At 33.5% G+C, this 12307-nt stretch carries 13 protein-coding genes; 8 read left to right on the top strand and 5 right to left on the bottom strand.

The window, feature by feature from the left end:
- Nucleotides 1-48: 48 nt before the first annotated feature.
- On the bottom strand, nt 49-1596 hold the full coding sequence (locus DR871_RS00505; protein WP_113665325.1) for a serine hydrolase: 1548 nt from the start codon (nt 1594-1596) through the stop codon (nt 49-51).
- Nucleotides 1597-1649: 53 nt separating this feature from the next.
- Nucleotides 1650-2435, bottom strand: coding sequence for a TrmH family RNA methyltransferase (locus tag DR871_RS00500; RefSeq protein WP_113665504.1), 786 nt, complete (start codon nt 2433-2435; stop codon nt 1650-1652).
- 161 nt (nt 2436-2596) lie between these two features.
- Between DR871_RS00500 and DR871_RS00495 the strand changes: the two genes are divergently transcribed.
- From DR871_RS00495 to DR871_RS00475, 5 genes are read left to right on the top strand one after another with little or no spacing between them, the layout of a single operon-like run.
- The gene (locus tag DR871_RS00495) at nt 2597-3199 is read left to right on the top strand and encodes a trimeric intracellular cation channel family protein (RefSeq protein ID WP_113665326.1); all 603 of its coding nucleotides are present in this window, start codon (nt 2597-2599) and stop codon (nt 3197-3199) included.
- Nucleotides 3200-3234: 35 nt separating this feature from the next.
- A complete protein-coding gene (locus DR871_RS00490) occupies nt 3235-4185 on the top strand; it encodes a GNAT family N-acetyltransferase (protein ID WP_113665327.1) in 951 nt (316 codons plus the stop codon).
- Complete coding sequence (locus DR871_RS00485) at nt 4182-5294, top strand: DegT/DnrJ/EryC1/StrS family aminotransferase (RefSeq protein WP_113665328.1); 1113 nt, start codon at nt 4182-4184, stop codon at nt 5292-5294. Before DR871_RS00490 ends, DR871_RS00485 begins: the two co-directional genes overlap by 4 nt.
- Nucleotides 5295-5864 carry an acyltransferase gene (locus DR871_RS00480; RefSeq protein WP_113665329.1) on the top strand — a complete coding sequence of 190 codons (570 nt, stop codon included), beginning with the start codon at nt 5295-5297 and terminating at the stop codon, nt 5862-5864.
- A complete protein-coding gene (locus tag DR871_RS00475; protein WP_113665330.1) occupies nt 5864-7129 on the top strand; it encodes an O-antigen translocase in 1266 nt (421 codons plus the stop codon). The genes DR871_RS00480 and DR871_RS00475 overlap by 1 nt, the downstream gene beginning before the upstream one ends.
- Here the strand turns inward: DR871_RS00475 and DR871_RS00470 are convergent.
- Nucleotides 7113-8264 carry a glycosyltransferase family protein gene (locus tag DR871_RS00470; RefSeq protein WP_113665331.1) on the bottom strand — a complete coding sequence of 384 codons (1152 nt, stop codon included), beginning with the start codon at nt 8262-8264 and terminating at the stop codon, nt 7113-7115. The genes DR871_RS00475 and DR871_RS00470 overlap by 17 nt on opposite strands.
- 44 nt (nt 8265-8308) lie before the next feature.
- Here DR871_RS00470 and DR871_RS00465 point away from each other — a divergent pair, with 44 nt between their 5' ends.
- The 3 genes from DR871_RS00465 to DR871_RS00455 are packed head-to-tail and all read left to right on the top strand — an operon-like array spanning nt 8309 to nt 10625.
- Nucleotides 8309-9133, top strand: coding sequence for a glycosyltransferase family A protein (locus DR871_RS00465; protein WP_165355292.1), 825 nt, complete (start codon nt 8309-8311; stop codon nt 9131-9133).
- Complete coding sequence (locus tag DR871_RS00460) at nt 9130-9537, top strand: sugar 3,4-ketoisomerase (RefSeq protein WP_113665333.1); 408 nt, start codon at nt 9130-9132, stop codon at nt 9535-9537. The genes DR871_RS00465 and DR871_RS00460 overlap by 4 nt, the downstream gene beginning before the upstream one ends.
- On the top strand, nt 9534-10625 hold the full coding sequence (locus DR871_RS00455; protein ID WP_113665334.1) for a glycosyltransferase family 4 protein: 1092 nt from the start codon (nt 9534-9536) through the stop codon (nt 10623-10625). The genes DR871_RS00460 and DR871_RS00455 overlap by 4 nt, the downstream gene beginning before the upstream one ends.
- Here DR871_RS00455 and DR871_RS00450 read toward each other — a convergent pair whose 3' ends face one another.
- Together DR871_RS00450 and DR871_RS00445 are read right to left on the bottom strand one after the other, a co-directional pair.
- Nucleotides 10626-11513: a glycosyltransferase family 2 protein gene (locus DR871_RS00450; protein WP_113665335.1), complete on the bottom strand. Its 888-nt coding sequence runs from the start codon at nt 11511-11513 to the stop codon at nt 10626-10628.
- On the bottom strand, nt 11513-12199 hold the full coding sequence (locus DR871_RS00445) for a cell division ATP-binding protein FtsE (protein ID WP_113665336.1): 687 nt from the start codon (nt 12197-12199) through the stop codon (nt 11513-11515). Before DR871_RS00445 ends, DR871_RS00450 begins: the two co-directional genes overlap by 1 nt.
- Between the last annotated feature and the right edge of the window lie 108 nt (nt 12200-12307).

The raw sequence follows: 12307 nt of genomic DNA, 5'->3' as shown, positions 1-12307 counted from the left end.
TAAAAAAGGGTTTCATGGTGCAAATAACAAATGTGACATTCAACATGGTTATTGCACTTTACTAAAATCTAAGTCCTGAAAATCATAACTAAAATCAGTTAACTCAGAAATAGGTTTCATTGTTAATCGTACGGCTTTTCCAGAGGCATCACATTCAAAAAATAAATGGGCATCAGCATGAAAATAAGCATTGTCCCATTTCACCACATAATTAGTGTCTTTGTAGAAAAAAACTTCACCGGTAAGTTGTGGAGAACGTTTTGAAGCAAAATACAAGCGCCCTTTTTTCTCTGAAAGTATAATTTTACCAAACCAATTGTCTTTGTATGTTCCTGTAAAGCTTTTGAAATCAATTTTGATTTTGTCTTTTTTATTCTTGGTTATGGTTGCCCAAACTTCATCAGTTACTTTGTCAGCAGAAGCTTCGTTTTCCTTTAAACTCGCACTGTAATTAGTCACATAATCCTCGGATTGGATTCCTAAATAACTGTCTTTTATAGTGTTGGTAATTGCTCTGAATGCCGCTCCTGATTGCTGATTGGTCAATACAATAATTCCCAGATTTAATTCTGGTATAAGAGTCACTTGCGTAACAATTCCCTCTAATCCGCCGGTATGCGTTACCTGTTTGTATCCTTTTACATCGCTTAAAAACCAGCCCAATCCGTAACCACTAAAATGTGTATTGTAAGGAGGTCTTGTGGCCGCAGGAATTATGGTTTGTAATTGCCACATTTCGGCGTGTTCTTTTTTGGAAAATAATTGCTTGTTATCAGCACCATATTGCCCATTGTTCATTTGCATAATGGTCCATTTACTCAAATCATTTACACTGGAGTAAATGCCGGCTGCCGCATCAAAAAGTTGGTTTTGGTAGCGTTTGATTACTTTTAGTTTACCGTCAATAGGAACGTGCGGCGCAATGATGTTTGTGGTGTCTTTTATACGTAAAAAAGAAGCGGCGCTATGATTCATTTCTAAAGGTTTCATCATGCGTTCTTCTACAAAATCGCACCAATTCAAACCGCTTGCTACGCGAATAACTTGGCCGGCAACTATATAAAGTAAATTGTCATAATCGTATTGCGTTCTAAATGCCGAAACCGGCTTTAAGTATTGCAAATTCTGAATAATATCTTGTGCTGTAAAGTCACTTCCGTCAGGCCAAATCATCAAATCTCCAGCACCAAGACCCAATCCACTTCTATGGGTCAATAAATCGCGAATCGTAAATTCATTCGTTACATAGTCATTGTACATCTTGAAATTAGGGAGGTATTTGATGACTTTATCATCCCATTTTACTTTTCCTTCATCAACTAACATTGCCAAAGCAGCGCTTGTAAACGCTTTACTGTTGGAAGCAATTCCAAAAAGCGTATTCGCATCGACTTTTTCATTAGTCAAAATAGATTTTACACCATATCCTTTCGCATGAATAATCTTTCCGTCTTTGACTATTGCCACTGCAATTCCAGGAACATTGAATGTTTTTAAAGTACGATCAACTAATTCATCCACTTGAATCGAACTAATTTGTGCGAAAGAAAATGTGGTTGAAATTAATGCTATTGCAACGAATAAATTATTTTTCATATTTTTTTATTTTTAAATCTGCTATCAAAAATCGTTAATCTGCAATCTAAAATCTAAAACCCTCTTTGTCTTTTGGCTTCAAAAATCAAGATGGCTGCGGCAACCGAGACATTCATAGAATCGATTTCGCCTTGCATTGGAATAATAATATTTTGGGTCGCTTCTTTTCTCCATTCTTCCGTCAATCCTGTGGCTTCCGTTCCTACGACTAATGCCGTTGGAGTTGTGTAATCCTGCGTGTGATAGGAAGTGGAATTTTGCAAAGTCGCACAATAAAAATTAATTTTTCTTTCTTTCAAAAAAGCAATAATTTCTAATGTTGTTCCAGTTGCAATTTGGTTCGTAAATAAACAGCCCACGCTTGAACGCACAATATTTGGATTGTATAAATCGCTTTTTGGATTCGCAATAATCACAGCATCCAGATTAGCAGCATCGGCGGTACGCAATAAAGCACCAATATTTCCGGGTTTTTCGGGAGCTTCAGCAACCAGAATCAAAGGGTTTTTAGATAATTTCAAATCGGATAATTGCATCGATTTGGTTTTGGCTACAGCCAAAATTCCTTCGGTAGTATCGCGGTACGCTAATTTTTGATACACTTCTTTGTTGATTTCTATCAGCTCCGCATTTTTGGATAATGTTCTGGCATCCGTTTCGGAACAAATTTCAGGTAAAAACAATAGCGTTTCCATTTCGTAACCGCCTTTGATGGCAATTGAAATTTCGCGTTTACCTTCCATTAAAAAAGTACCGGTTTGCTTGCGGGCTTTCGCTTTTTCCTGCAATTGCACTAATGATTTGATATAAGGGTTTTGTATCGAAGTGATTTGTTTCAAGACTTTCAACTATTTAATTAGTAGCAACAAAGATACATAGAGAAAATCCAGTTTTCTAATCAGATTTGAATATTTTTTGGATGCATAAGTTTCATTAATTGTAGTTGTTTCAAACTGATTTCACGAGTATTTTCTCTATTTTTGTCAAAATCCCAATCCAAATGTTTCATTTATTAGACATCATCGGTACGATGGCATTTGCCATGTCAGGCGCATTGACAGCCATGAGTAAAAAACTCGATCCTTTTGGGGTTTTTATTATTGCATTTGTTACTGCCGTTGGCGGCGGAACCCTGCGGGACATTATGATTGGGCGAACTCCGGTAGGATGGATGCTGGATTTAAAATACGTTTATGTGATCATCATCGGGTTTGTTTTGGCAATCCTTTTTCGAAAAAAATTCGACAGATTACGAACTTCCTTGTTTTTATTTGACACGATTGGATTAGGAGTTTTTACCTTGATTGGTCTTGAAAAAGGAATCAATATTGGACTTCATCCTGTAATTTGTATTGCTTTAGGAACCATGACAGCGTGTTTTGGAGGCGTTATTCGAGATATTTTGTGTACTGAAATCCCCGTTATTTTTAGAAGAGAAATTTATGCCACGATTTGTATTTTGGGCGGAATTGTCTTTTTCCTGCTTCGAAAACTGAATTTAGAGAATGATATTCTGTATTTGACTACTTCAATTGTTATCATTTCGGTACGGTTAATGGCCGTAAAATTTAAATGGTATTTACCGACTTTAGAACATAAATAAAAATTGATTACTTTCACGGGGTCTAAAATTTAACAGTGAAAAATTATTCTGTCAAACCATATCAGGAAAGTGATTATTCAAATTGGAATGCCTTTATTGGTCAGGCCAAAAATGCTACTTTTTTATTTCATCGAGACTTTATGGAATACCACAAAGATCGATTCGAGGATTTTTCTTTGATGGTTTTTGATGACCAAAAACTGATTGCTGTTTTGCCGGCAAATAGAGTAGGAGACATCGTTTGTTCCCATCAAGGATTGACATATGGCGGGTTGGTTTATTCCCCTAAATTAAACGGAGAAAAAGTAGAAGAGATTCTGGATTCTATTTTGTCTTTTTTTAAAGAAAATGAGGTGCAATCGTTCTTTTTTAAATCTATTCCGTTATTCTATACTTCGAAGGGCAACGCCGAAATGGAATTTTTTATGCTTAAAAAAGGAGCGTTTTTAGACAAAAAAGAAATGAATTTAGGTATCAATTTAGCCATGCCTTTAACAATTTCAAAAAGTAAACTCAAACATTTTAGAAAAATTGAAGAACTCGATTTAGAAATGGTCGAAGAACAGCAATTAGAATCTTTTTGGGAATTGGTTTTAGAACCAAGATTATTGGAGAAATACAATGCTACACCTGTACATAAGTTAGCAGAAATTACCTTGTTAAAAGAAAAATTTCCGGATAATATCAAACAGTTTTCAGTGTATTTTGAAGATGTTATTATTGCAGGAATTACTGTGTTCGAAACAGAAACCGTTGTTAAATCGCAATATGGAGCTACCAGTAAAAAAGGCGAAGAGTTGCGCGCTTTGGATTTTTTATTTATTAATTTAATAGAGAAATACAAGAGCGAAGGCAAACTTTTTTTTGATATGGGAATCGTAAATGAGGACAATGAAAAAGGATATCACGCCGGACTTTTGAAACAAAAAGAAGAATTAGGATGCTCTGTTTACAGTCAGGATTTTTATAAAATGAATTTTATATGATACCTTTTCTTGATTTAAAAAAGATAAACGAACCGTATGAAACTGCTTTTCAAGAAAAATTGAAAGTGGTTTTAGATAATGGTTGGTATGTTTTAGGGAATGAAGTCAAGGAATTCGAAACCAGTTTTGCGAGCTATTGCGGCAAAAAATATTGTGTAGGCGTGGGAAATGGTTTTGACGCTTTAGTTTTGATTTTCAAAGGATATATTCAGTTGGGGAAATTGCAAAAAGGCGACGAAGTTATTGTGCCTGCGAATACTTATATTGCGAGTATTCTGGCTATTTTACAAGCAGATTTAATTCCTGTTTTGGTCGAGCCAAAATTGGAAACCTACAACATTAACCCTGATTTAATTTCTCAAAAGATTACCTCAAAAACCAAAGCGATTCTGGTAGTTCATCTTTATGGGCAATTGGCTGAAATGGATAGGATAAATGAAATTGCTGTTGCAAATGACTTACTGGTTGTTGAAGATGCAGCTCAGGCTCACGGCGCAATCAGAAATCAAGAATCAGAAATCAGCAATCAAAAATCAAGCGTAGCTTACAGTTTTTATCCAGGGAAAAATCTTGGAGCATTAGGTGATGGCGGCGCAGTTACTACAAATGATTTTGAATTAGCCAAAGTGATTCAGTCACTTCGGAATTATGGTTCGGAAACCAAATATTACAATGATTATGTTGGTATAAATTCAAGATTAGATGAACTGCAAGCGGCTTTCTTAAATGTGAAATTACCGTTTTTAGATGCTGAAAATGAAAAGCGGAGAACAATTGCCAAACGGTATTTGTCGGAAATTAAAAATGAAAAAATAACGCTTCCATTTTGGGATTTGTCAAATAATCATGTTTTTCATTTGTTTGTCATTCGAACTCAAAACAGAGTGGATTTACAAGACTATTTAGATAGGAATGGAGTCCAAACGGTAATACATTATCCAGTTCCGCCGCATAATCAAAAAGCATTATCTCCCGAAACTTCGGGATGGAATCATTTGTCGTTTCCAATTACTGAAAAAATTCATAATGAAGTATTGAGTTTGCCTATAAGTCCAGTTTTGACAGATGATGAAGTGGGTTTTATTATTGCAATTTTAAATCAATATTAAATGGGAATAATCAGTAGAATAAAACAATTTTGCTTTGTTACTTTGCGAATCAAAAAATATAAATTCCTTTCCGATTGCAAAAGAGTTTCGGGAAAACCTAACTTATATTTTCCCTTACTTTTAAAGGGAAATGGGAAGGTACAATTTGGTAAAAATTTTCAAAATGGCGTCGTAGAATCTTCATGTTACTATTCTAATTACAATTATATTTTGTCAATGGATCATGAAAGTGAAGTTATAATTGGTGATAATGTAGTTTTTAGTAATGGAGTCTCAATTTATGCAAAATCGAAAGTTACAATCGAAGATAAGGTTATGATTGGAATTAATTGTTTTATTATTGATAGTGACGGGCATGATTTAAGTGCCCAAGAAAGAATGACAGGAATTCCTAAAACTGCTGAAATTACTATTAAAAAAAATGTTGCGATATATTATAATTCAACAATTTTGAAAGGCGTGACAATTGGAGAAAATTCAGTTATTGGAAGTGGTTCAATTGTGACAAGAGACATTCCTGCGAATGTATTTGCCGCAGGAAATCCCGCTAAAGTCATAAGAAATTTATAATGTTGAAATCCCTAAAACAAAATACACTTTTAAAAGTAGTATCTTTTAATTCTATTTCGGTAGCGGTGAGTTTTGTTTTGGGAATTTTTGCGACAAAGATTGTATCCGTTTATTTAGGAACTTCTGGAATGGCATTGTTAGGAAGTTTCAGGAATTTCACTGCAATGATGAAGTCCGTAGCGATTTTGGGTATAAACAATTCTTTTATAAAATTATTCGTTGAAAATAAAGATGATAAGGAAGAGTTAGGAGTCATTTACGCTACTTTTTTTTGGTTTTTCCTCATAATTTCAACCGTCTTGGGTTTGTTTACTTTAGTATTTGCCAATGGTATTTCCGAATTTTTATTTTTCACTAATTCGTTTGCGAATCACATTCGTTTTTTTGGATTGCTATTGCCTTTAATCGTTATCAATACGTTTTGGATGGCAATTTATAACGCTTTAGAAAAGTATAAAAAAATTGTAATTCTCCAAATTATTTCTAATGTGCTGATTTTTGGTTTCACCGCTTTTTTAATAGTGAACAAAGCAATAAACGGAGGATTACTGGCCGTTGTTCTAGGCGAATTACTGATGGTATTAGTGACTTTTGCATTTGTTTTAAAAGATAAAAGCTATTATTTTACATTCAGTTTTCAAAAAATTTTAAAAAAGAAATACCTAAATGTTATCAAGAAATTTTCTTCAATGGCATTGTTAAGCGCTGTAATTGCTCCTGCAACATTAATGCTTATCCGAAATTTTATAATTGAAACGCACTCCATTCAAGAAGCGGGAATTTGGGATGCAACTAATAAATTTTCCAGTTTTTACATGTTGGTTTTTAGTTCAGGATTGTCTTTATACTACATGCCAAAATTAGCTTCGTTGACTACAGATGAAGCTTTTAAAATGGAATTGAAGTCCTATTTTAAAGTTTTCGTTCCACTGTTTTTTACGGCATTAGTAGCCGTTTATTTGTTGAAAGGAATTATTTTGGATATCGCTTTTACTGCAGCGTTTTCAAAAGTGAATGAAGTGCTGATTTGGCAACTTTTAGGTGACTTTTTAAGGATAATGACATTAGCTTTTGGCTATCAAATCGTAGTCAAAGCTCGTATTAAGAAATACTTTTTTCTTGAAATAGTTTTTAATGTATCGTATCTTTTACTTTCTTTTTATTTAGTGCCGCTTTTTTCTTTCGAAGGAGCTTTGCAGGCTTATTTTTGTGCAAATTTAATTTTGTTTATCTTGATTTTATGGATGTTTAGGAAGTTGTTTTGAAGTCCCAAGCTTCGAGATACTGACTCGCAATATTAAAATAATCATGTTCTTTTTCGATAAATGCTCTCGCTCGTTTTCCAATAGCGACAATAGATTCGGGATTTTCGATCAAAAAGGAAAGTTCATTCACTAAATAATCTACATCTGGCAGCGCATTAATATTGACTTTTTCCGTTAAATTATAATGTTCCATAAAGGCTTTTCCGGCACCGGTAAAAACTACTTTGCCTTTTGCCATAGCTTCCAGCGCATTGTATCCTTGATCATCAGCATACATTTGATCTAGCACGATTTGTGCAGTATTGTATGAATTTATATAATCCTTGTAAGGAAGATTTTCGCTGATAATCACAGTAACTTTTTCAATATATTTTTCCTGAATTATTTGCAGTGCTTTTTCAAAATATGGAATCCCTTTTTTGATGTAACTGGCGCGATTTATTCCAAGAAAAACTACAATTTTATCATTGATTTTTTGTTCTTGAAAGTCGATTTTTCTAGTGTTGACTGGATTTGGAATAAAATAAACCGAATATCCCATTTTTTCCATCGGAATTTTATAATCTAAGTCGGAAGCAATCATGTTTTGGCAGTTTTCGACTAACCAATCAAAGGTTTTTCGGTAATTTTTGGAGGTGTATTTTAATGGATATTCAAAATGTTTTTCTAACGAATTATCCTTAAAATAAGGAGTCAAAATGCTGTAATCAGTTTCCCTTTTTAGCAAATAATCAATAACCGGAGTTTCATCACCACAAATCAATAAGCTCCGATTTTTAATTTTCTTGAATAATTTTTTATAGAGAAATCTGGAAAAAAAAGGAAATGTTTCAATGGCATCAGAATTAATGAGCTGTACGTGATCGAAGTTCTGTAATTGGGGTATTAAAAGATAAAAACGAAGCCCTCTTTCAGCTTTTTCTAAATCGATTCCAGTGAGTTTATGAATGACATTTTTTATCTTTCGAGGCAACCAATATCCGGATAAAAAGGAGGAATGAAAGGAATAATCGGAATCGAATTTTTTGAAATAATCTCCTGATGAAAACAAAATTACTTCATGTCCCAGCGCCACCAATCCTTCTTTTAAGGAATTATGCAAACGACTGTATTCGCCAATCAAAAGTATTTTCATTTACAATGCGGAATTATTTATATTTGTGTAAATATAATAACAAATTGACAAAAGAATTTAAAAAAGGAGATCTGGAAATAGTACTGGCTACGATGAATAGAGATTCTTTGGATTTTTTAATTCCCATGTTTCCGTTCTGTCATTTTTCGGAATTCCCCATTTTAATTATCAATCAAACGACTGAAAAGAAGCTATTGGTTTCAGATTTTCCTTCTGTAAGAATTGTAAATTCATTTGAAAAAGCATTGTCAAAAAGCAGGAATTTAAGTTTGCAAAATGCGATTGGACAAATTATTTTGCTGACCGATGATGATGAGGTTTTCAAGGAAGATTTTGAAAATACTATTCTGGAAGCCCACAACAATTATCCTGAGGCAGTGAGCATTTGTTTTGCAATAGAAGATTCCCAGGGTTTTTTGTTCAAAAAATATCCTGAGAAACCAAAATTGCAACTGAATAATCTGGATATTTTTAGTGTTTTATCAATTGAAATAAGTTTAAAAACAAAGTCACTTCATCAATTCAACACTAAATTCGATACTGATTTTGGTCTTGGAAGTTCCTTTTCGATGGGAGAAGAAGCTATTTTTTTGTCTGATTTAAAGAAGCAGCAGCAAAATATAATTATTGTACCAACGGTTATCGCAAGTCATCCGGCGGTTTCAACAGATGATAAATTAAATCTTGAACAACGCTATTATATTCAGGGCGCATTCTTGACCAGAGTTGCAAAGAATCATTACCAAAAACTGCTTTTTTTGAAACTTTTTTTTGATCTAAAGCAGAATAGAATACAAATAAACCAAGTTTATACAGCACTAAAAAATGCCAAAAGAGGAAAATTAGCTTATTTACAAATCAATAAATGAAAACAACCGTTACAGGCGTGCAACTTTTAAAAATCCCCGTTGTAGAAGACCAGCGTGGGAATTTAGCATTCATTCAAAAGGATATTTTACCATTTGAATTCCAGCGTGTATACTATCTTTTTGATGTGCCGAGCAGTGCGTACAGAGGCGGACATTCTCACATTGTGCAGCAAGAGCTTTTGATCGCTTTGAGCGGAAGTTTTGAAGTCGTTGTGCAGGATGGTTTAATGAAAAAATCATTTATCCTTAATAAACCAAATGTGGGATTGCTTATACCAACTGGGATTTGGAGAGAATTGCAAAATTTTTCTTCTGGAGCGGTTTGCTTAGTTTTGGCTTCAGATGTTTTTGAAGAAGCCGATTATATTCGGGATTTTGATGCATTTTTAGAGTCAAAAAAATGAGACTTCTTTATATAGTTCCCAAAATAAATAATGAAGGCGGTGTAGCGAGAGTGCTTTCGGTGAAAACGAATTATTGGATAGAAAAATCAGGATATGAAGTCCATGTTTTAACTCAAAATGAAGGTTTTTCTCCTTTGTTTTATTCTTTTAATGCTAATATTATTTATCACGATTTATCATTGAAAGGTAATTTTTTTCAGTTTTTTAATTCGTTTGCAAAAGGGTTAAAAACTAAAATTAAATCCATTCAACCTGATGTTATTATTGTTGGTGATAATGGTTTAAAAGCTTATTTAATTCCTTTTATTTTAAAGAAAAACACACCGATTGTTTTTGAGTGCCACGGTTCTAAATATATTGAGGAAACTCAGCCTTCAAAATATTTTTTTTCGACAAAAATTAAAGCGTTTTTCAAAGGGTTTTTCGCCAATAGTTTTACCAAATACGTGGCGTTGTCGCAGGCGAGTTTACAAGAATGGAATGTGAAAAACGTAGTTGTAATTCCAAATCCACTTTGGTTTGAACCAACAAATTTTTCCGATTTAAAAGCTAAAAAAGTAATTGCGGTTGGCCGTCATTCTTATGAAAAAGGATTTGACAGAATGTTGCGAATTTGGCATAAAGTCATTCAGAAACATCCAGATTGGACTCTTGAAATTTACGGGAAATCCGATCAAAATCAAGAATTGCAAAAACTTTCCAGGACTTTAAATATTGATACTAATGTTGCTTTTTTTGACCCTGTAAAAAATATAAATGACAAATATCGAGAAGCATCAATACTACTGATGACCTCTCGCACGGAGGGTTTCGGAATGGTACTTATTGAAGCAATGGCAATGGGTTTGCCTTGTGTTGCTTATGATTGTCCGTGCGGTCCAAGAGCTATAATTCAAAATAATGAAAACGGATTTCTCATTGAAAACGGTAATATAGATTCTTTTGTTCAACGATTGGAACTGCTTATTGAAGATGAAAATTTGAGAACACAAATGGGGGAAAAGGCTCAGGAAAGTATCAAAATTTATGATTTAGAATCTATCATGGAACAGTGGAAATCCCTTTTCGAAAATCTTGTAACGAAATAATTATCGGGAAGCGATACTGCAATAATAGCCCAATTTGTACAAATCAAATAGGAACAAAGATGGGTTTTTAGAAAGTAAGTTGTGTTGTAAATTCCGTTCGGTTTTTTTGAATAGTATGGAAATAAATGAAGTCAAATACAATCGTTTCAATAGACTATAAGTTTTTAAAATCTTGCTTTCGGATTTGTATAAATAATTGTTTTCTGAAATTGATTTTAGATTTTCCAAAGCGATTTTTGTCTTCACTAAAAACTGTTCGGAAGTTTCTAATCCCAAGTGATACGTAGGGTTATCGATATGTTTTACTAAAATCCCCTTCTTTTTCAAATCAGATAAAAAGACTAAATCTTCGTAGCCGTATTTAGTGATTGAATCGTCAAATTTATTAGAGTTAAAAACCTTTTTTTGGATTAAAATATTTGATGTCAGTGCGCTGTCGTTAGGATTGATTTTTCGTTTTTCAACAGAAATTGATTCTCGCGCGTTGCCATAAAACCATCGCAGCAATTGGTTACTTGAAGGTTTTTCTTTGTGGTATTCGATTCCGCCATAAACAACTTGTTCAGTTTCGTTTATTTGGAAAATATATTTTTGGATGTAATTATTTTGAGTTGGAAAAGTATCACAATCCATGATTAATAGCCATTCAAATTTTGATTTTTTCGCCAAAAAATTGATGTTTTTTCCTCGTCCTAAATTTAAATTGTTTACTGAAAAATTACAATTTTCTAAATTATTAATTTTCTGGTTTTCAATTTTAAATAAATTTGAAGCATCGTCTTGGCACAAAATTTCAAACGCTATTCCGCAATCTTTACATTGATTGTGCAACTCTAAAACCAGCGGATAAACATTGTAATTGTATATTGGAACAAGAATGGAGAGCATTACGCGTTTCGCTGCTGAATCACTTCAAAAATTTTGGAATCCTCACATTTCAATGTTTTCGAAGGGAATTTCATTAGCAACGCATAATCGTGTGTCGCCATAATGATCGTTTTGCCGTTCGCATTGATTTTCTTCAATACTTCCAGTACTTCGGCGCTGGTTTGTGGATCTAAGTTTCCTGTAGGTTCATCAGCAAGGATTAATTCCGGATCGTTAAGCAAAGCTCTGGCGATGGCCACACGTTGTTGTTCTCCTCCGGAAAGTTGGTGTGGCATTTTTTTGCCAAAATCTTTCATTCCTACTTTATTCAAAACTTCTTCAATTTTATTTTGCATTTCGGCGTTGTCCGTCCAGCCAGTTGCTTTCAGTACAAACAACATATTGTCATTTACAGTACGGTCGGGAAGTAATTTGAAATCTTGAAAAACGATTCCAATTTTTCTTCTCAAAAACGGAATATCATCTTCTTTTAATGCAGATAAGTCAAAGTCTACAATATTTCCTTCTCCTTCTGTCAATGGCAAATCAGCATACAAAGTCTTCATTAAGCTACTTTTTCCGGAGCCTGTTTTTCCAATGATGTAAAGGAATTCACCATGATTTACTTCCAAGTTTACCTCTGTTAGAATAGATTTTGCTTCTTGATAAATCGTTACATTTTTTAACGATAGGACGGATTGTGACATAATTTGCATTTGTTTATTGGGTAAAAGTAATAAGATAACGGTTCTATTCAAAATAAATTCTGTTGTATTAGACAGAATTACAAAAATTACAAATAATATTGAAAAGTT

It is taken from the genome of Flavobacterium petrolei, from assembly GCF_003314435.2.
GTDB classification, from domain to species: domain Bacteria; phylum Bacteroidota; class Bacteroidia; order Flavobacteriales; family Flavobacteriaceae; genus Flavobacterium; species Flavobacterium petrolei.
This window is presented reverse-complemented; position numbering and strand designations above follow the sequence as displayed.

Coding starts and splice junctions, on each gene's coding strand:
- DR871_RS00505 (WP_113665325.1), bottom strand. CDS start 1,596: ATGAAAAATAATTTATTCGTTGCAATAGCATTAATTTCAACCACATTT.
- DR871_RS00495 (WP_113665326.1), top strand. CDS start 2,597: ATGTTTCATTTATTAGACATCATCGGTACGATGGCATTTGCCATGTCA.
- DR871_RS00485 (WP_113665328.1), top strand. CDS start 4,182: ATGATACCTTTTCTTGATTTAAAAAAGATAAACGAACCGTATGAAACT.
- DR871_RS00480 (WP_113665329.1), top strand. CDS start 5,295: ATGGGAATAATCAGTAGAATAAAACAATTTTGCTTTGTTACTTTGCGA.
- DR871_RS00475 (WP_113665330.1), top strand. CDS start 5,864: ATGTTGAAATCCCTAAAACAAAATACACTTTTAAAAGTAGTATCTTTT.
- DR871_RS00470 (WP_113665331.1), bottom strand. CDS start 8,264: ATGAAAATACTTTTGATTGGCGAATACAGTCGTTTGCATAATTCCTTA.
- DR871_RS00460 (WP_113665333.1), top strand. CDS start 9,130: ATGAAAACAACCGTTACAGGCGTGCAACTTTTAAAAATCCCCGTTGTA.
- DR871_RS00455 (WP_113665334.1), top strand. CDS start 9,534: ATGAGACTTCTTTATATAGTTCCCAAAATAAATAATGAAGGCGGTGTA.
- DR871_RS00450 (WP_113665335.1), bottom strand. CDS start 11,513: ATGCTCTCCATTCTTGTTCCAATATACAATTACAATGTTTATCCGCTG.
- DR871_RS00445 (WP_113665336.1), bottom strand. CDS start 12,199: ATGTCACAATCCGTCCTATCGTTAAAAAATGTAACGATTTATCAAGAA.